This window comes from Saccharothrix hoggarensis, from assembly GCF_042678885.1.
In the GTDB taxonomy this organism is placed as follows: Bacteria; Actinomycetota; Actinomycetes; order Mycobacteriales; family Pseudonocardiaceae; genus Actinosynnema; species Actinosynnema hoggarensis.
The window spans coordinates 1-19,013 of sequence record NZ_JBHTLK010000003.1 but is presented as its reverse complement, the minus strand read 5'-3'; the positions used below and the strand labels follow the sequence as shown (position 1 = coordinate 19,013).

11 protein-coding genes are annotated in these 19,013 nt (G+C 72.3%); 5 read left to right on the top strand and 6 right to left on the bottom strand.

Going from position 1 to position 19,013, the window contains the following annotated elements; all coding sequences use genetic code 11:
- Positions 1 to 94: 94 nt before the first annotated feature.
- The 4 genes from ACFQ3T_RS01035 to ACFQ3T_RS01020 all read right to left on the bottom strand — a co-directional run bounded on the left by ACFQ3T_RS01035 (position 95) and on the right by ACFQ3T_RS01020 (position 12,145).
- A complete protein-coding gene (locus ACFQ3T_RS01035; RefSeq protein ID WP_380718692.1) occupies positions 95 to 5,071 on the bottom strand; it encodes an NAD-glutamate dehydrogenase in 4,977 nt (1,658 codons plus the stop codon).
- A 194-nt stretch (positions 5,072 to 5,265) separates the two neighbouring features.
- A complete protein-coding gene (locus ACFQ3T_RS01030; RefSeq protein ID WP_380718690.1) occupies positions 5,266 to 9,252 on the bottom strand; it encodes a hypothetical protein in 3,987 nt (1,328 codons plus the stop codon).
- Between the two features lie 18 nt (positions 9,253 to 9,270).
- The gene (gene ettA, locus ACFQ3T_RS01025; RefSeq protein WP_380718687.1) at positions 9,271 to 10,947 is read right to left on the bottom strand and encodes an energy-dependent translational throttle protein EttA; all 1,677 of its coding nucleotides are present in this window, start codon (positions 10,945 to 10,947) and stop codon (positions 9,271 to 9,273) included.
- Positions 10,948 to 11,593: 646 nt separating this feature from the next.
- The gene (locus ACFQ3T_RS01020; protein ID WP_380718685.1) at positions 11,594 to 12,145 is read right to left on the bottom strand and encodes a single-stranded DNA-binding protein; all 552 of its coding nucleotides are present in this window, start codon (positions 12,143 to 12,145) and stop codon (positions 11,594 to 11,596) included.
- A gap of 175 nt (positions 12,146 to 12,320) precedes the next feature.
- On the opposite strand from ACFQ3T_RS01020, the gene ACFQ3T_RS01015 reads away from it, so the two are divergent.
- Genes ACFQ3T_RS01015 through ACFQ3T_RS01005 form a run of 3 tightly spaced genes read left to right on the top strand, consistent with a single transcriptional unit; the run spans position 12,321 to position 14,699 of the window.
- A complete protein-coding gene (locus ACFQ3T_RS01015) occupies positions 12,321 to 12,947 on the top strand; it encodes a TetR/AcrR family transcriptional regulator (RefSeq protein WP_380718683.1) in 627 nt (208 codons plus the stop codon).
- 8 nt (positions 12,948 to 12,955) lie between these two features.
- A complete protein-coding gene (locus tag ACFQ3T_RS01010; protein ID WP_380718681.1) occupies positions 12,956 to 13,873 on the top strand; it encodes an ATP-binding cassette domain-containing protein in 918 nt (305 codons plus the stop codon).
- A gap of 13 nt (positions 13,874 to 13,886) precedes the next feature.
- A complete protein-coding gene (locus ACFQ3T_RS01005) occupies positions 13,887 to 14,699 on the top strand; it encodes an ABC transporter permease (protein ID WP_380718679.1) in 813 nt (270 codons plus the stop codon).
- A 49-nt stretch (positions 14,700 to 14,748) separates the two neighbouring features.
- Here ACFQ3T_RS01005 and ACFQ3T_RS01000 read toward each other — a convergent pair whose 3' ends face one another.
- Positions 14,749 to 16,701 (bottom strand): cytochrome c oxidase assembly protein, encoded by a 1,953-nt coding sequence (locus tag ACFQ3T_RS01000; RefSeq protein WP_380718677.1) that lies wholly within the window; start codon positions 16,699 to 16,701, stop codon positions 14,749 to 14,751.
- 79 nt (positions 16,702 to 16,780) lie between these two features.
- Here ACFQ3T_RS01000 and ACFQ3T_RS00995 point away from each other — a divergent pair, with 79 nt between their 5' ends.
- Entirely contained in the window at positions 16,781 to 17,362 is a 582-nt protein-coding gene (locus tag ACFQ3T_RS00995) for a DUF3558 family protein (RefSeq protein WP_380718675.1), read from the top strand.
- On the opposite strand, the gene ACFQ3T_RS00990 is transcribed toward ACFQ3T_RS00995, so the two are convergent.
- Positions 17,328 to 18,515 carry an MFS transporter gene (locus ACFQ3T_RS00990; RefSeq protein WP_380718673.1) on the bottom strand — a complete coding sequence of 396 codons (1,188 nt, stop codon included), beginning with the start codon at positions 18,513 to 18,515 and terminating at the stop codon, positions 17,328 to 17,330. The genes ACFQ3T_RS00995 and ACFQ3T_RS00990 overlap by 35 nt on opposite strands.
- A 61-nt stretch (positions 18,516 to 18,576) precedes the next feature.
- Here ACFQ3T_RS00990 and ACFQ3T_RS00985 point away from each other — a divergent pair.
- Positions 18,577 to 19,013 (top strand): LacI family DNA-binding transcriptional regulator (locus ACFQ3T_RS00985; protein WP_380718671.1); only part of this gene is annotated, 437 nt, incomplete at its 3' end.

Sequence of the window (19,013 nt, the reverse complement as noted above, 5' to 3'; positions counted from 1 at the left end):
GCCGGCCGCAGGTCGGCAAGGCGGACAGCCGGCGGCAGCCGGGGCGGACCGGCGGTGGGGGGGGAACCTGCGTGGTCCCGCACCCACCCCGCCGCTAACGGATCAGGCTGCGGACCTGGCGGGCGGCCACCGACAGCGTCGCCAGGTCCAGCTTGGTCACGCGGTTGATCTCCGCCAGCGCCGCACGGGCGCGGCTGAGGCGGGACGCGTTGGCCTGCTCCCACTTCACGATCTTCTCCGCCGGGGTGTCGCCCGGGTCGCCCGACCGCAGCACGTCGACCGTGATCGAGCGCAGCGACGAGTAGAAGTCGTCCCGCAACGCCAGCCGCGCCAGCGAGTGCCAGCGGTTCAGGCGTTCGAGGCTCGACACCGAGCTGAGCATCCGGTCCACGTCGAGGTGCTCCGACAGCGCGAAGTACAGCTCCGCCGTCTCCTCGTGCGTCCGCTCCTGCCCGACGGCCTGGCCTTCCTCGCGCTCGGCGAGCTCCGCCACCTCCGTCACGTCCAGCAGCCCGTAGGTGAACAGCAGCCCGGCGATCCGCCGCGCCAACTCCTCCGGCACGCCCCGCGACACGAGCCGCTCGACGTGCTCGAACACGGACTCCTTCTCGTGCCCCTGGAGCATGTCGATCGTGCGCGGCACGAGGGCTTGGACGACCGGGGCGAACCGGCTGATCGTCGACCCGACCGCCAGCGGCTGGGGGCGGTTGGTGAGCAGCCAGCGCGACGCGCGGTCCAGCAGGCGACGGGTTTCCAGCACCATGTCGTCCTGCACGTCGGTCGCCACGACGTTGTCCAGCGCCCGGATCTCCCGCCACAGCGACGGCAGGTCGTAGATCGCGGTCACGACGGTGTAGGCGCGCACGGCGTCCGTCGCCGACGCGCTGATCTCCTCGGCCAACCGGAACGCGTACGACACGCCGCCGCCGTCCACGACCTCGTTGACCAGCACCGTCGTGATGATCTCGCGGGACAGCGGGTGGTTGCCGATGGCGTCGGCGAACCGCTCGCGCAGCTCGCTTGGGAAGTAGTCGGGCAGCCGTCGCGCGAGCACGTCGATCGTCGGCAGGTCGCTCGCCAGCACCTCCTCCTTCAACGCCAGCTTGACGTGCGCGAGCAGCGTGGCCAGCTCCGGCGACGTGAGGCCGTCGCCCGCCTTCTCCAGCGCCTTGAACTCCGCGACGCTGGGCAGGCCTTCGAGGGTGCGGTCGAGCGCGCCGCGCTGTTCGAGGTCGGCGACGAGCCGCGCGTGCACCGACAGCATCGGCGCGGCGTGCGCGCGGGACACGCCGAGCACGGCGTTCTGCGAGTAGTTGTCGGCCAGCACGAGCCGGCCGACCTCGTCGGTCATCTGGCCGAGCAGCTCGTTGCGCCCGTCCTGGTCGAGCCTGCCCTCGCGGACCAGCTCGTCCAGCAGGATCTTGATGTTGACCTCGTGGTCGGAGCAGTCGACGCCGGCGGAGTTGTCCAGCGCGTCGGTGTTGACCTTGCCGCCGTGCCCGTCGGGTCCGCCGGCGCGGGCGAACTCGATCCGGCCGCGCTGGGTCAGCCCCAGGTTGCCGCCCTCGCCGACGACCTTCACGCGCAGGTCGGCGCCGTTGACGCGGATCGCGTCGTTGGCCTTGTCGCCGACCTCGGCGTGCGACTCGGCGCCCGCCTTGACGTACGTGCCGATGCCGCCGTTCCACAGCAGGTCGACCGGCGCCTGCAGGATCGCCTTCATCAACTCCGGCGGCGACAGCTTCACCACGCCCTCGGGCAGCCCCAGGGCCTCGCGGACCTGGTCGCTGACCGGGATCGACTTCGCCGACCGCGACCACACGCCGCCGCCCTCGCTGATCAGCGAGCGGTCGTAGTCGTCCCACGACGAGCGGGGCAGCTCGAACAGGCGCTTGCGCTCGGCGTACGACGGGGCCGCGACCGGGTTCGGGTCGATGAAGACGTGCCGGTGGTCGAACGCGGCCACGAGCCGGATGTGCTCGGACAGCAGCATGCCGTTGCCGAACACGTCGCCGGACATGTCGCCGACGCCGACGACGGTGAACTCCTGCGACTGGGTGTCGACGCCCAGCTCGCGGAAGTGCCGCTTCACGCTCTCCCACGCGCCCTTGGCCGTGATGCCCATGGCCTTGTGGTCGTAGCCGACCGAGCCGCCGGACGCGAACGCGTCGCCGAGCCAGAAGCCGTAGGACTTCGCGACCTCGTTGGCGATGTCGGAGAACGACGCCGTGCCCTTGTCCGCCGCCACCACCAGGTACGCGTCGTCGCCGTCGTGCCGGACGACCTGCGGCGCGGGCACGACCGCGCCGGCGCTCAGGTTGTCGGTCAGGTCCAGCAGGCCGGAGATGAACTGCCGGTAGCACGCGACGCCCTCGGCCGTGAACGCCTCGCGGTCCATCCCCGGGTCGCCCGTCGGGGCCGGCGGCTTCTTCACCACGAACCCGCCCTTCGCGCCGACCGGCACGATGACCGCGTTCTTCACCGCCTGCGCCTTCACCAGGCCCAGCACCTCGGTGCGGAAGTCCTCACGACGGTCGGACCAGCGCAGACCGCCGCGCGCCACCGGGCCGAACCGCAGGTGCACGCCTTCGAGCCGCGGCGAGTACACGAAGATCTCGAACCGGGGCCGCGGCTGCGGCAGGTCCGGGATCGCCTGCGGGTTCAGCTTCACGGCCAGGTACGGGCGCGGGTTGCCGTCGGCGTCGCGGACGAAGTAGTTCGTGCGCAGCGTGGCCTGCACCAACGTGAGGAAGCTGCGCAGGATGCGGTCCTCGTCCAGGCTGGTCACGGCGTCGATCAGCGCGGTGATCTCGTCGACCAGGTGCTCGGTGCGGCCCACGCGCTGGTCGTCGCTCAGCGCCGGGTCGAACCGCGCCTCGAACAGCCGCACCAGGGCCGTGGCGACCTCGGTGTGCGCGAGGACGGCGTCCTCGATGTAGTCCTGGCTGTACGTGGCGCCGGCCTGCCGCAGGTACTTGGCGTAGGCGCGCAGCATCGCGGCCTGCTGCCACGTGATGCCCGCCTTGAGCACGAGCGTGTTGAAGCCGTCGACCTCCGCCTCGCCGCGCCACGCGGCGGCGAACGCGTCCTGGAACCGGGTGCGCACCGACTCCAGGTCCTCGCCGGACAGCTTGTCGAGCGTGACCTGGTCGATGCGCAGGCCGAAGTCGTAGATCCAGCACTCCACGCCGTCGTCGCGGGTCAGCTCGTACGGGCGCTCGTCCACCACGACCACGCCCATGCGCTGCAACATCGGCAGCACGTCGGACAGCGTCAGCCGGGCTCCGACGAGGAACAGCTTGAACCGCCGCTCACCCGGCTCGGCGTCGCGCGGCACGTAGAAGGCCAGGTCCAGCTCGCCCGGGCCGAGGGCCGCGATGCGGCGGAAGTCCGCCAGGCCCTCGGCCGCGGTGAAGTCCTCCTTGTAGGCCTCCGGGAACGCGGCGGCGAACCGCTGGCCCTGCTCGGACGACGACTCCGCGCCCAGCCGGGTGCCGTGGTCGTCCAGCACCGCCTCCACCATGCGGTCGTCCCACGACCGGATCGCGTCGGCCAGCAGCTGCTGGATGTGGCCGGTGTCGGGCTCGACCTGGCGGGACGGGTCGGTGTGCACCATGAAGTGCACGCGGGCCAGCGCGGACTCGCCGACGCGGGCGCTGTACTCCAGGTTCAGGCCGCCGAGCTGGTCGATCAGCACTTCCTGCATGGCCAGGCACGACGTCGTCGTGTAGCGGTCGCGCGGCAGGTAGACCAGGCACGAGTAGAACCGGCCGTACGGGTCGCGGCGCAGGAACAGCCGCAGCCGGCGGCGCTCGGCGAGGGCGATCACGCCCGTGACGGTCTGGTAGAGCGTGTCCGTGTCGACCGAGAACAGCTCGGTGCGCGGGTAGTTCTGGATCACCTCCAGCATCCGCTGGCCCGAGTACGAGTGCAGCGGGAAGCCGGCGCGGTGGATGACGTCGCGGACCCGGCGCTCGATGGCCGGGATGTCCAGCACATCCTCGTGCAGGGCGGTGGTCGAGAAGACGCCGAGGAACCGGTGCTCGCCGGTGACGTTGCCGTCCGCGTCGAACGTCTTCACCCCGACGTAGTACGGATAGACCGACCGGTGGACGCTCGACTGGGCACTGGCCTGGGTCAGCACCAGCAGTTCGGGTGACAGCGCCTGGGCGCCCGCGTCCGGGCCGGCGGTGAGGCTGCGCGCCGCGAGGCTGTCCTGTCTGAGCACGCCCAGACCACTCGCGAGGACCGCGCGCAGCGCCGGTTCGCCGCCGGTCGACGGGTCGTCGCGGACCAGCTCGTACTGGCGGTAGCCGAGGAACGTGAAGTGGTCGTCGGCGAGCCAGCGCAGCAGCTTCGCGCCGTCCAGCACCTCGTGCTCGGGCAGCGGCGGCGGGCTCTTCTCCAGCTCCTCGGCCAGGTGGAGGGCCGTGCCGGTCATCTTGTCGGTGTCCTCGACGACCTCGCGGACGTCGTTCAGGACGGTGTGCAGCTTGGTTTCCAGCTCCCGCGCCCGACCGGGGTCGGTCAGCAGGTCCACCTCGATGTACATCCACGACTCGGCCAGCGCGTCGCCCGGCGGGTCGGCCGGGTCGGCGGTCGGCAGGACCTCCAGGAGCGCCCCCGTCACCAGGTCCCGGCGCACCACCACGATCGGGTGCACCACCCGCTGCACCTGCACGCCGCCGCGCGTCAGCTCGGACGCCACCGAGTCGACCAGGTACGGCATGTCGTCCGTGACGACCTGCACCACCGTGGCCGGGCACGTCCAGCCGTCGTCCCCGCGAGTCGGGTTGAGGATGCGCACCACCGGACGACCAGGCACCCGGGTCTCGGCGAGCTGGTAGTTCGAGCGCACCGCGCCCACCAGGTCCACCGGGTCGTCGTCGTTGACTTCCTCGGCGGGGACGTGGCGGTAGTACAGGCGGATCAGGTCGGCGAGCTCGGGGGCGTTGGCGGCGGCCCGTTCGATCAATTCGTCACGGGCTTGTTCGGGACTGGCCGTGCTGGCCGCGCCGGCGGTGTGCCGGGCGGCTTGCTCGGGTCGGGACGGGACTCCAGTCGAGGTCATGTTCAGGCGACTCCACGCTATCCGGTACCTCTGTGTACCGGGTCCGCGCACCACTTAACCAGACGCCAGGAACCGGTTCGCCACAACCCTCTCACTGAATCGAGCCACTTGCAGGGAAAGTGGGAAAACGCTGTGACAGAAGGTATTTCCCGCTTTGTTACCCGCGGGAAACCTTATTAGAACCTCAAATCATTTCATTCGGGAAGTGTCCACGTGTCGAACCGGGGCCTCGGGTCGACGCGCTGGATCGGCGCGGTCGTCTCGGTGTCCGACTCCGGGGCGGCCCGGTGCGCCTGGGTCTGCGTCTGCGTCGGCGTCGGCGCCTGGGTCTGGGTGTAGGCCTGGGCCTGCGGCTCGACGGGCGTGATCGGCACGGTGTCCTCGTCGAACCGGCCGGCGGCCTCGTCCTCGCGCCGGGCGTCCTCGTAGGCGACGAGGGCTTCGGCGAGGAGTTCGGCCAGGCTCAGGTCGCTCTTGTGCCGGCGCGAGGCGCGCGTGGCGCTGGGCGACTCGGACGTCGGCGGGGGCGTCGGTTCGACGATGGCCGGGAGGTCGATCGTCTTGCCGCCCACCACGACCGCCGTGACGAACGGCTCCTTGGTCTCGTCCACGGGGCCGGGGCCGTCCGCGACGGCGACGCCCTTGGCGCCTTCCTCTGCCGCCGTGACCTTCGGTCCCTCGACCTGGGGCTCCTCGGCCTTCGGTTCCTCGGCCCCGGTTCGCTCGGCAGGGCGTCGAGGGGCGCTGTCCGGCACGTCGTCGTGCTCGACGTCCGCCGCGCTGAGGAACCCGCTCGGCGCGAACCGCGCCGGCGGAGGCGGGGGCACCGCGTCGAGGGACGACGGGTTCGCCGGGACCGGGTCGGGGATCGGCACGGTCGGGACCTGGTCGGGTTCGGTGACCGGCGGCACCTGCTCCGGCTCGGGCTGTGGCGTCGGGACAGGCGTCGGGGCGGGCGTCGGGGCGGGCGTCGGCGCAGGCTCACGCTCCGGCGACGTCGACCCGGGCACCGTCTCGGCGGGAACCTCCGGCCGCTCCGCGGCCGCCACCTCGACGACCGGTTCCGGCTCGCGCACCGGCCGCACCTCGGCAACCGGCTCCGCCACGGCGTCGGGCCGGGTCTCCGACTCGGCCTCCTCCACCGCTTCGGGCACCGGTTCCGGTTCCGGCTGCGGTTCCGGCAGGGCTTCCGACACCGGTTCGGGCGCGGGCGAGGGCACCAACATCGGGAAGTCGGCGAAGGACGTCGCGAAGTCGGGAACGGGCGGCTTCGGGTAGTCGGGCGGATCGGGGACGCGGGCGGTGGGGATCACGGGCCCCTTGACGAAGGCGGCGCCGAGTCCGACCGGCGGCTCGTCGTCACGGATCGCGGGCTGGACCATCGTCGGCGAGTCGAACATGTCCACGGACGGCTGCTCGACCTTCAGGTGCGGCGGGGCTTCCACGCGCCACTTCACCGTTTCGGGTTCCGGCTCACCCTCCGGACCGCGCACGTCGTCAGCCGCGGTCTCGTCAGCCCCGGTCTCGGCCGCAGCCTCGATCTCGGCCGGAGCCTCGCCACCAGCCTCGCCGACGACCTCGGGGCTCTCGACCGGGACTTCGGCTGCCGTGGTCTGCTCGTCGTCGTCGCGAGCACGCCGCCGACCACCGACACGCTGCGAACCGAGGAGGCCGGCGGCCTTCAAGACGTCCAGCACGTTGGGATCGGAAGCCTGCTCGCCGGAGGGCCGCTCGCCGTCGTCCTCGGAGTCCTCCCGGGCCCGCCGACGCCCACTGCGCACCGCACCGGCAGCCGCGATCAACCCCGCCGCCGGAACACTCCGCTCGCCCGCAGGACCGCTGTCCGCGTCCGACTCGGCACTGGGCCAGCCACCACTCACGCCGCCGTCGCCGGCTGCCTGCCCGGCAGCGCTGCCGCCGGCAGTGTCACCGCCAGCGGGGCTGCCGGCATCCGCGCTGTTGACGTGGCTTCCGGACGACAGCGCCGATGCCTGCTGGGCAACGATGCCGGCGGCCGGGCCGCCCGGATCGGTCGACGCGTGCCGAGTCGTCCCGACGTCGGAGCCACCCAGTCCTGTCGACGCCTGCTGAGCCGCGCTGACGGAGCCGGCATCGGCGGGCCGGCCGGCGGTCGCCGCGAGGCGGGGCCGCTGGGGCTCGGGCCGCTGGGGCTCGCCGTCGCCGTGGGCCGGGCCGGCCGCGTGGCCGCCAAGGGCTTCGGCACCGGTCGGCTGGGCGGTTTGGCTACTGGGACCGGGGAAAGCCGCACCGGCCGAAGGGCTCGCAGCGGGCGTGGGGCGGATCTGGTCGATGTTGCTCAGCGCACTGCCACCGGTCTGGATGGAGCTGAAGGCATCCGGGGCCGGCGGGATGGGTGCGGCGGCAGCGGCGGCCAGGTTGGGGATGCCCGGAGTGCTGTCCGGGAACCGCGGAGTGCCGACGGCTTCGGTCGAGGGCGACCCGGTAGGCGCGGTGGGCGCGGTCGAAGTCGGCGTGGTCGCGGCGGTAGGCGCGGTCGAGGCGGTAGGCGCGGTGGGGGTCGGCGCGGTCGCGGCGGTAGACGCCGTCAAAGCAGCGTGCGCGGTCGAGGCGGTGTGCGTGGTGGGAGTCGGCGCGATCGAGGCGGCGGGCGCGGTCGATGCGGGCGGGGTGGCGGGCGTGCTGGGGGTGGTGGGCGCGCTCAGGCCGGGCTGCGCGGCTGCGGGCTTGGCTTCGACGCTTCGCGCGTGTTCCGGGCGTCCCTGCGCGGTGGACGGCGGGGTCGTCGTTCCCGGTTCCGGCGCTCGGCGGCGACCTCCCGGCGCGGCCTTCGCCTCGCCTTCCGCGTCACCGAACGGCTGCACCAGGCGCCAGCGGTCGGCGGCGTGGGCCCTGGCGGCCGAGACGCCGTCCACGGTCATGTCCTCCGCCGCACGGCGGGAGCGCTTCACCCGGACGCCCTCGTTGCGGTGCAGTTGGGCCGGGCGCCACTGGCGCAGTTGCTGCTTCGCCTCCGGCGCCACGTCGACCTCGGGCGTGGCGGGCATCGGCTGGGAGGCCGGCGTGGTGTGGGGGGTGGTCGGGGTGCCGTTGCGGAGCAGGGCCGCCAGTTCGTCGTGCAGGCCGCCGGCCGGGCGGCGGTGCACGCCGGAGAACTCGGCGGCGAGTCTGGCGCGGACGGCGTAGACGGCTCTGGCACGCCTGCGCTCGGCCGCGTGGGCGGAGCGCAGGTCGGCGAGGGCCTCCGCGAGGTTGCCCGCGACCTCGTGGACGTGCGCGAGCGCCAGCAGGCTCTCCGCCAGCAGGATGTCCAACTGGTGCCGCTCGGCGCTGTCGGCGGCGTCGCGGAGCAGGTCGCGGGCCTGGTCGACGCGGCCGGACGGCAGGTGCACGCGGGTCGCCAGGGCCAGGCGCAGCCACCCGGTGGTCGCCGCGGACGGCGCGCGCACCGGGCGTTCGAGGAGCGGGGTGCCCGCCTCGGACGCCTCGCCCGGCTTGTTCGAGTCGAGCAGGGCGCAGACCAGCTCCACCGTGAGCCTGCCCCGGACCTGCCCGTTGTCCGACTCCGGCTCCTTGAGCCGGTCCAGCAGGGCCAGGCCGTCACGGCACGACGCGATCGCCGCGGGCAGGTCGCCCCAGCGGCGGTGCTGGCCCGCGGCGGCCGCGCGGAGCAGGCCGCGGTGCAGGAGCGTCGTGTCGTGGTCGAGCAGCGGGTCGGCTTGGAAGAGGCCGTCCGCCTCGTCCAACGCCCCGGCCAGGGCCGCGCCGCGGCCCACCGAGACCAGGCACTCGGCGGCTTGGACGAGCGCCGCCGCCCGGAGACCCGGTGGGACGTCCTCCGCCTCCAGGACGGGGCGGACGGCGGCGAAGCCCGTCAGGGGCGCGCCGACCGACCTGGCGCTGTCGGCCAGCTCGACCCGCAGCCGCCAGGCCGTTTCCCGCTCGGTCGCGGCCTCGGCCGCTTTCAGGGCGTCCAGCGCCCGGTCCGCGGTCCGGACACCCCGACCCATGCGGTTGCTCGCGAAGACCACCAGGGCCTCCGCGCGCAACCGGTCGGCCTCGTCACGGCGGGCGGAGGCGAGCGCGACCGCACGCTCGCCCAGCACCAGAGCAAGCTCCGGTGCCCGCCAACGCAGCCGCCAGGCGGGCACGACCAGCGTGCTCACCTCGACGTCCGCCTGCGCCTCGCCCCTCGCCGCCACGATGTAGGTACCCGGCTCTCAGTCCCGTGTGAGCTTGCGGTAGGTCACGCGGTGCGGCCTCGCCGCCTCCGCGCCGAGGCGCTCGACCTTGTTCTTCTCGTAGCCCTCGAAGTTGCCCTCGAACCAGTACCACTGCGACGGGTTCTCGTCCGTGCCCTCCCACGCCAGGATGTGCGTGGCGACGCGGTCGAGGAACCACCGGTCGTGCGAGATGACCACGGCGCAGCCGGGGAACTGCTCCAGCGCGTTCTCCAGCGAGCCCAGGGTCTCGACGTCCAGGTCGTTCGTCGGCTCGTCCAGCAGGATCAGGTTGCCACCCTGCTTGAGCGTCAGCGCCAGGTTCAGCCGGTTGCGCTCGCCACCGGAGAGCACGCCCGCCGGCTTCTGCTGGTCCGGGCCCTTGAAGCCGAACGCGCTGACGTACGCCCGCGACGGCATCTCGACGTTGCCGACGTGGATGTAGTCGAGGCCGTCGGAGACGACCTCCCACACGTTCTTCTTCGGGTCGATGCCCGCGCGGTTCTGGTCGACGTACGACAGCTTGACCGTCTCGCCGATGCGGACGACGCCCGAGTCGGGCTGCTCCAGACCGACGATGGTCTTGAACAGCGTCGTCTTGCCCACGCCGTTCGGACCGATGACGCCGACGATGCCGTTGCGCGGGAGGCTGAACGACAGGCCGTCGATCAGCACCCGGTCGCCGAAGCCCTTCTTCAGGTTGTCGACCTCGACCACGACGTTGCCCAGGCGCGGGCCCGGCGGGATCTGGATCTCCTCGAAGTCGAGCTTGCGGGTCTTCTCGGCCTCCGCGGCCATCTCCTCGTAGCGGCCGAGGCGGGCCTTGGACTTGGCCTGGCGGGCCTTGGCGCCCGACCGGACCCAGTCCAGCTCGTCCTTCAGGCGCTTCTGGAGCTTCTGGTCCTTCTTGCCCTGGACGGCGAGCCGCTCGGCCTTCTTCTCCAGGTAGGTGGAGTAGTTGCCCTCGTACGGGTGGGCACGGCCGCGGTCCAGCTCCAGGATCCACTCGGCGAGGTTGTCGAGGAAGTACCGGTCGTGCGTGACGGCCAGGACCGCGCCCGCGTACTGCGCCAGGTGCTGCTCCAGCCACAGGACGCTCTCCGCGTCCAGGTGGTTGGTGGGCTCGTCGAGGAGCAGCAGGTCCGGCTTGCTCAGCAGCAGCTTGCAGAGGGCGACCCGGCGGCGCTCGCCACCGGAGAGGGTCTTGACGTCGGCGTCCGGCGGCGGGCAGCGGAGGGCGTCCATCGCCTGCTCCAGCTGGGAGTCGAGGTCCCACGCGTTCGCGTGGTCCAGCTCCTCCTGGAGCTGGCCCATCTCCTCCATCAGCTCGTCGGAGTAGTCGACGGCCATCTTCTCGGCGATCTCGTTGAAGCGGTCGAGCTTCACCTTGATCTCGCCGAGGCCTTCCTGGACGTTGCCCAGGACGGTCTTCTCCTCGTTGAGCGGCGGCTCCTGCTGGAGGATGCCGACCGTGTAGCCGGGCGAGAGGAAGGCCTCGCCGTTGCCCGGTGTGTCCAGGCCGGCCATGATCTTCAGCACGCTCGACTTGCCGGCGCCGTTCGGACCGACAACGCCGATCTTCGCACCGGGGAGGAACATGATGGTGACGTCATCCAGGATGACTTTGTCCCCGTGCGCCTTGCGCACCTTCTTCATGGTGTAGACGTACTCGGCCATGCCCGCGATCGTAGAGCGGTGCCGATCGGGCCCGAACCTCGGACGCCGGCAACGGACGTGAGGACAACGCAGAGTTTACGCGATCGTGGGTCACCCACACCTGTCACACGGCCTGAGCGAGCGCCTGGCGCAACCCTGCGACCAGCGACTCCGACCGGATGCGCGAACTCGTAGCGCTGTCAACCCCGGTGCCTGCGTCCGGACCCGCCCCCTGGCGCCGGCCCGACGACCTCCCCCCTCCACGCTCGCAAACGGCGACGACTGCCCGCGCATTGTCCGTCCGGATGACGTGATCGGAACCCCTTGTACCCCGATCGGCGCAGAACCACTTCGGACGAGCCCTTCGGCCACCCGGCTGCCCGCCACAGGTGGTGCTCGACCGGCACCCGGCCAGTACCCCGGTCGACACCGATCGGTACCCACGTCGGCACCTCGCCAGGCCCAGCCATCAACGCTCCGACGGCAACGGCCCATCGCTGCCAAGACCACCCGCCGAGGGCAGTGACGGGAGGCAGCAGTGGTGCCGGTCCTGGTGGCGGGTGGCCGTGCCGGGTGAGGGTGCCGGGGTGGTGGCCCACCACCCCGGCACGGTCGGCACGTTGCCGCCGAGGCCGACGCGGCCCTGGGCGGCAGGAGTCGTGGTGGGTTAGAACGGCACTCCGGTTGCCTCCTTGGGTGACGGCCGATCCGTCGGCGCGGTGGGCGGCGGGTCGTCGCCCCGGCGGGGGGCGACGATTTCCGGCGCCACGAAGTCCGGGGCGGTCGGGCCGGGGGCCGGGGGCTCGGGCGGGGCCTGGTCGGGGGCGGCTCGGGCTTCTACGGCGTCCGGCACGAGCCTGGTGCGCACCGGGGTGGCTGTGCAGAGGGCCAGGTTCGGGCCGATCGCGGTGGCCTCGACCTCGACCACCTGGCGGACGGAGCCCTCGTACTCGACGTCCTTGATCAGGAGGCGACCGGTGACGACTATCGGGTCGCCCTTGTTCAGCGACGCATTCGCGTTGTCCGCGAGCATGCGCCAGCAGGTGACCGACAGGAGCATCTTGGCGCCGTCGCTCCACGTGCGCTGCTCCTTGTCCCACACCCGCTCAGTGGTGAACAGGCGGAACCCCGCGCGGCTGAACCCGGCGCCGACCTTGGTGTGGGTGACCTTGCTCGCGACGTTGCCGCAGAGGGTGACGCGAGTCTCGTTGTACGCCATGACCGCCTCCTGACGGGATTGCTGTTAGACCAAGGTTGCCGAGCGGATTGGGTCGGGGACAGGGCCGATTCCGGATCTGTGGACAACTTCAGGGCCTTGGCGGATGTCATGGACCACCAAGTGAGTGAGTCCTCACTCGTTGACATGAGTGAGGACTCACTCATAAGCTGGCACCATGCCCGAGGACACCACCCAACGCCGTCGGCGCGCGCCCGCGATGAGCCCCGAGGACCGCCGCGAGGCGATCGTCGCGGCTACCGTCCCGCTGCTCTTCGCCCACGGCGCCAACGTGACGACCAGCCAGATCGCCAAGGCGGCCGGCATCGCGGAGGGCACGGTCTTCCGGGCGTTCAAGGACAAGCAGGAGCTGATCCACACCTGCGTGCGCAGCGTCCTGGCGGTCGACAGCGAGCTGGAACTCATCGAGCAGGCCAGGCGGGCGAAGACGCTGCCCGACCGCCTCTCCTGGGCGATCAGCGCCGTGTCGAGCTACCTGGACCGGATGTGGCAGCTGGTCAGCGTCCTGCGCGACTCGGGCTACGACCCGCACGGCGAGCGCGAGCACAAGGGGCCGCCGGCCGAGATGCAGCGCATCTCCGAGCAGGTCGCGTCGCTGTTCGGCCCGGACGACGACCTCCGCGTCGACCCGTCCCTCGCCGCACGCCTGCTGCTCGGGCTCGTCTTCACCAACCGCATGCAGGGCAAGGGGTTCGGCGACTCCACCGCCGACACCGACCAGCTCGTCGAGCTGTTCCTGCACGGCGTGCTGAGGGGAAACGCAGTGGACGAGGGGGAACGGTGAACGACCTGATGATCGAAGCGACGGACGTCGGCAAGGCGTTCGGCGCGCAGAAGGCGCTGGACGGGGTGAGCGTCGCGGTGCCGAAGGGCACCGTGCTCGGCCTACTGGGCCACAACGGCGCGGGCAAGACGACGCTGGTCAACGTGCTGACGACCATGCTGCCGCCGGACTCGGGCAGCGCGAAGGTCGCCGGGTACGACGTCGTCGGGCAGGCGCACCAGGTGCGCAGCCGGATCGGCCTGACCGGCCAGTTCGCCGCCGTGGACGAGCAGCTGTCCGGCCTGGACAACCTGGTCCTGATCGCCCGGCTCCTGGGCGCGAGCCCGCGCGAGGCCAGGGCCAGGGGCACGGAGCTGCTGGACCTGTTCGGGCTGGCGGACGCGGCGAAGCGGCCGTCCCGCACCTACTCCGGGGGCATGCGGCGACGCCTCGACCTGGCGGCGAGCCTGGTCGGCCACCCCGAGGTGATCTTCCTGGACGAGCCGACGACGGGCCTGGACCCGGCCAGCAGGCTCGGCCTGTGGGAGATCGTGGAGGGCCTGGTCACGGACGGCACCACGGTCCTGCTCACCACGCAGTACCTCGACGAGGCCGACCGCCTCGCGGACTCGATCACCGTGCTGGCCCAGGGCAGGGTCGTCGCCTCGGGCACGAGCGCGGAGCTGAAGGCGCAGGTCGGCCGGCGCACGGTCACCGTGACGCTGGCGGACGCGGCGGACGTCCCGAAGGCCGGCGAAGCCCTCGAACGGGCCGGTCTGCAGCCCGTGTCGGCGGAGAACACGCTCACCGCGCCCGTCACGTCGTCGCGCGAGATCGCCACGGTGGTCCGCGCGCTGGACGAGGTCGGGCTGGAGGCCACCGAGCTCGCCCTCGGCGAGCCCACGCTGGACGACGTCTACCTCACCCTCGCGCAGCACGCGGCCTGAACAGGAGCCCCGGATGACCGCCACCCTCACCTCCGCGCCGCAGACCAGGTGGCGCGGCACGGACTTCGGCACGCAGGTGCTCGTGCTGACCCAGCGATCGCTGCGCACGCTCGTCAGCGACCCCCGCATGATCGTGTTCAGCGTCCTGCAACCGCTGATCATGCTGACGTTGTTCAGCCAGATTTTCGCCGGCATCGCGCAGACGCCCGGCTTCCCGCAGGGCGTCGCCTACATCGACTTCCTGATGCCCGCGATCCTGGTCAACACGGCCATGCAGTCCGCGCTGCAGGCCGGCGTCGGCCTGGTCACGGACATGAAGAACGGCGTGCTGGCCCGGTTCCGCTCGCTGCCGATCCGGCTGGGCTCGGTGCTGGTCGCGCGCAGCCTGTCCGACCTGGTCCGCACGGCGTCGCAGCTGTTGCTGATGCTGGTGTTCGCGGTCGTCGTCTTCGGCTTCTCCCCCGCGGGCGGGTTCGTGGGCGTCATGGCCGCGCTCGCGCTGGCGCTGGCCGTCGGCTGGGGCATCGGCTGGATCTTCCTGGCCATCGCCGCCTGGCTGCGCAACGCCGAGCTCATGCAGACCGTCGGCTTCCTGGCCATGTTCCCGCTGATGTTCGCGTCCAGCGCGTACGTGCCGATCAGCGGCCTGCCGGGCTGGCTGCAGGCGGTCGCGAACGTCAACCCGTTGACGTTCGCGGTGGACGCGGCGCGCGCCCTGGCGCTCGACCACCCCGTGACGGGCGTGGTGGGCGCGCTGGTCACCAGTGCCGCGCTCGCCGCGGTGGGCTGGGTGGCGGCCGTGCGCGGCTACCGCCGTCCGCTGTGAGCCGTCCCGCACTGAGCTGTCCCGCAGCGAGTCGTCCCGGTGAGCGGGGCTAGTCCTTGCCGGACATCTTCCGCAGCATCGCGTTGTACGCGGCGAGGTCCGCGTCACCGTCCGCGTCCGCCCGCCGGTCCGCCCGGCGGGCGTCGCGGCTGTCCGAACGGGCCCACTGCACCAGCAGCGCCACCATCACCACGATCAGCGGCACCTCCCCCGCCGCCCACGCGATGCCGCCGCCCAACCGCTGGTCCTCCAGCTGCGACGTCACCCACGGCAGGCCGAGCGAGCGGTAGAAGTTGTCGCCGATCACGGTCTGCGAACTCATCAGCACGATCCCGAAGAACGCGTGGAACGGGATCGAGGCGAACAGCAGGCCGAGCCGGCCGAGCGGGGGCAGCCGGTTCGGCGCCGGGTCGATGCCGATCACCGGCCAGTAGAACGCGTAGCCGACCAGGATGAAGTGCGCGTTCATCGCCAGGTGGGCCCAGTGGTAGTCCAGCGCCGCGTCGAACAGCCCCGAGAAGTACAGGCCGTAGAACGAGCCGACGAACAGCGCCAGCGCCACGAGCGGGTTCGTCAGCAGCCTGGCCACGGGCGAGTGCACGAACGCCAGCAGCCACTCGCGCGGACCGGGCGGGTTGCCCTTGCCCGCGGTCGGCAACGCGCGCAGCGCCAACGTCACCGGACCGCCCAGCACCAGCAGGATCGGCGCGAGCATGGACAGCAGCATGTGCGCTTCCATGTGGATGGAGAACATCGCGGGCGCGTACCGGCCGAGGCCCGACGACGTGGCGAACACCACGGTCAGGCAGCCCGCGACCCATGCCGCGGTGCGGCCGACCGGCCACGCGTCACCGCGCTTGCGCAACCGCCGCACGCCCAGCACGTACACCGCGGCCAGGACGAGGAAGAGCGCGCCGAAGATCAGGTCGAACCGCCAGTCGAACAGCAGGCGGGACCACGTGGGCGCGCCGAACAGGTCGTAGCCGATGCGCAACTCCACCGTGCTCGGCAGCACCCGGCCCTCGACCGGCGGAGGCGTGCGGCTCAGCGCGGCGGCCAGGCCGATCGTGACGAACATCAGCAGGACCTCGACGCCCGCGAGCCTCAGCAGCGCGTGCCCGGAGCCCGTGGCGACGACCTGCTTCACGCCCTTCTCGCGCTGGAAGTACCCGACCACGCCCAGGACGACCAGAGCGAGCGTCTTGCCCAGCACCAGCAGGCCGTAGTCGCTGGCGAACAGCTGGTCGAACGGCAGCCGCACCCAGGCGTTGATCACGCCGGAGGCGGCCATCACGATCCAGCAGACCAGCGCCAGCTTGGAGAACCGGGTCGTCGCCAGCGCCAGGTGAGCGCCGCCGCGCCGGCCGTGCGCCAGCAGCGCGATCAGTCCGCCGACCCACAACGCCGCCGCGATCAGGTGGTACAGCAGGCTGTTCGTGGCGACGTCGTGCGAGCCGCCGCCCGACGAGTGACCCGTCACCGCCACCGGGACCAGCGCGAACACGGCCACGAAGAACAGCGTCGCGGTCCAGCCCCACGACAGCACGAGGCGGCAGCCCAACGCGAGCAGCGCCACCACCACCGCGGTGATCATCCACGCCTTGGCCTGCTCCACCAGGCCCGCGACCTGGAACAACACCGCCGGGTCCAGCATCACCGCCACCGGCTGGCCCAGCGCGTCGGCCACCGTGAACGGCACCGACAGCACGGCGCCCAGCGTCCACACGAGCGCCGCCCAGCCCGCCGTGCGCAGGGCCGCGTATCCGTCGGCGGCCAGGGTGCCGTTGCCCTGCGGCGGCACCAGGAACGCCGCCAGCAGCAGCGAGCCGATGGTCAGCACGGCCGCCGACTCGGTCAGCACGCGCACGACGATCAGCCCCGCGCGGTCGGCGCCGGTGGCGGTGAGCAGGCCCGCGGCGACCAGCGCGGCCGTCGTCGTGCCGACGAGCAGCAGGGGGATCAGACCGGTGCGCTGGGTGCGGGTGGGCGCTTCAGTGGGCACGCCACGAGCGTAGGCGGCGCGGCGGCGGTGCGACCAACCGCCGGACGTGCGCAGATCACACCCACTACCGTTGCCGGACGTGACCGGTTCCCGCGCGCTGCTCCCGATGGCCCTCGCCCTGCTGCTGGCGGCCGGGTGCAGCTACACCGTCAACGGCGACGCGCTGCCCCAGGCCGAGTTCACCACGCAGGCTCCGACGACCACGCGCACCTCCTCGCCGAAGGGCGCGCCGAAGATCGCCAAGCCGCGCACGGTCGTGGGCGTGGAGCCGTGCAAGCTGCTCACCGCCGACGACCTGAAGGCCATCGGGCCGTACAAGAAGGACCCCCGGCGCGCGGACGACCAGATCCAGGAGTCGTGCCAGTACGTGCTGGACGACGGCTCGCCCGCCGGGCGGACCGTGGTCGCCGCGCTCTACCAGAAGTACGAGCAGGTGCAGTCGCGGCAGGCCAAGGGGCACGAGGTGGTCGTGGACGGCCACTCGACGTGGGTGCTGTGCGACCTGTCCGGCAGCGAGATGGCGTGCACGGCGACCCTCGCCGTCAACGCCAACCGGAGCGTCCTGATCGCGATGGCACAGCCCTCCGGCGTGCCCGACCAGATGCTGGCGGCCATGCAGCCGCTGCTCAAAGCGGCGTTGAGCAGGCTTCCCGCGGCGTGAGCTCACGGGCGCGGGACCGCCGCGCCAGCAGCACCACCGGCACCATCAGCGCGATCACCACCGCGACGACGCCCAGCGACACCGACAGGTTGCTCGCGTGCGCGATGCCGCCGACCATCGGCGGGCCGAGCAGGAAACCGGTGTAGGCGACCGTCGTCACCAGGCCGATCTCGCGCTCGCCGCCGGTGCCGTCCGCGCGCCTGCCCGCGTCGCCGGCCAGGTCCATGATCACCGGGAACGCGAAGGCGAGGCCGAGGCCCGCGAGCGCGAAGCCGACGTACCCGGAGGCTGCCACCGGGACGAGCACGGCCAGCGCCAGGCCCGCCGCCGCCACCAGCGCACCGCCCACGAGCAGCCGGTACGGGCCGAGGCGGCGTTGGGCGGGCTCGCCGAGCAGCCGCGCGGCGGCCATCGCGATGGAGAACCCGGCGTAGGCGGCGGCAGCGGCGGCCTCGCTCAGACCGCGCTCCTTGACGAAGAACAGCGCCGACCAGTCGGCCGTGGCGCCCTCCGCGATCGCGGAGAACAACGTGACGACCGCGAGCAGCCACAGGAACGGGCGCTTGAGGACCGGCCGGTTGTCCTTCGGCGCGTCGGCCGTCTCGCCGGTCGCGCCCGGAACGGCCCTGATCACCCACGCCAGCGCGACCGCGCCGATCACGGCGGTGGTCACCAGGTGGCGGGTGAGGCCCCAGCCCACGCTCGCCGCGGCCGCCGCGCCCAGCGAGCCGACCAGGCCGCCGACGCTGAAGCCCGCGTGGAACTGGGGCATCAGCGGCCGGTCGAGAGCGCGGGTGACGGCCACCGCGGCGACGTTCATGCCGACGTCCAGCGACGCGCCGCACGCGCCCAGCACGAACAGGTTCAGCCCGAGGTGCAGCGGCGAGCCCGCGAACGCCAGGGCGGGCACGCCCACCACCGTGACGGCCGACCCGACGACGATGAGCTTCCGCGCGCCCACCCGCGCGCACATGCGGGCCGCGAACGGCGCCGTCAGCGCCAGGCCGAGGCTCGCTCCCAGCAACGCCAGGCCGAGCGTGGCCTCCGTGGCGCCGACCTGGGTGGCGACCGCGGGCATGCGCGCCGCCCAGGAGAGGAAGAGCGCCCCGTTGAACAGGAACACCGTGAACACGGCGAGGCGTGGCGTGGGCATGTCCCGAGTGTGGCTGAAGCGCTTCAGAACGTCCAACCGATTACCTGGTTACGCTCATCACGTGGACCGCCCTCGCAAGCCGACGCTCGACACGGTGGCCGGCGCGGTCGGCGTGTCGCGCGCCACGGTGTCCAACGCCTACAACCGGCCGGACCAGCTGTCCGCCGCGCTGCGCGAGCGAATCCTGGAGACGGCCGCGTCGCTCGGGTACGCGGGCCCCGACCCCGTCGCGCGCAGCCTGGCGACCAGGCACAGCGCCGCCGTCGGCTTCATGCTCGGGCAGGGCCTGTCGGCGTCGTTCGCCGACGCGGCGCTCTCGATCGTGCTGGACGGACTGGCGTCGACCGTGGACGGGCACGACCATTGCCTGGTGTTGATGCCCGGGCGGGATCGCGGCGGGCCGCGGCCGGAGACCGTGGCGCGGGCGCAGGCCGACGTCGTGGTGGCGTACTCGCTGCCCGACGACGCGCCCGCGCTGACCGCCGTGTGCGCCCAGGG

Excerpts from the sequence above, each read along its gene's own strand:
- ACFQ3T_RS01035 (WP_380718692.1), bottom strand. The coding sequence starts at position 5,071 with ATGACCTCGACTGGAGTCCCGTCCCGACCCGAGCAAGCCGCCCGGCAC.
- ettA (WP_380718687.1), bottom strand. The coding sequence starts at position 10,947 with ATGGCCGAGTACGTCTACACCATGAAGAAGGTGCGCAAGGCGCACGGG.
- ACFQ3T_RS01020 (WP_380718685.1), bottom strand. The coding sequence starts at position 12,145 with ATGGCGTACAACGAGACTCGCGTCACCCTCTGCGGCAACGTCGCGAGC.
- ACFQ3T_RS01015 (WP_380718683.1), top strand. The coding sequence starts at position 12,321 with ATGCCCGAGGACACCACCCAACGCCGTCGGCGCGCGCCCGCGATGAGC.
- ACFQ3T_RS01010 (WP_380718681.1), top strand. The coding sequence starts at position 12,956 with ATGATCGAAGCGACGGACGTCGGCAAGGCGTTCGGCGCGCAGAAGGCG.
- ACFQ3T_RS01005 (WP_380718679.1), top strand. The coding sequence starts at position 13,887 with ATGACCGCCACCCTCACCTCCGCGCCGCAGACCAGGTGGCGCGGCACG.
- ACFQ3T_RS00990 (WP_380718673.1), bottom strand. The coding sequence starts at position 18,515 with ATGCCCACGCCACGCCTCGCCGTGTTCACGGTGTTCCTGTTCAACGGG.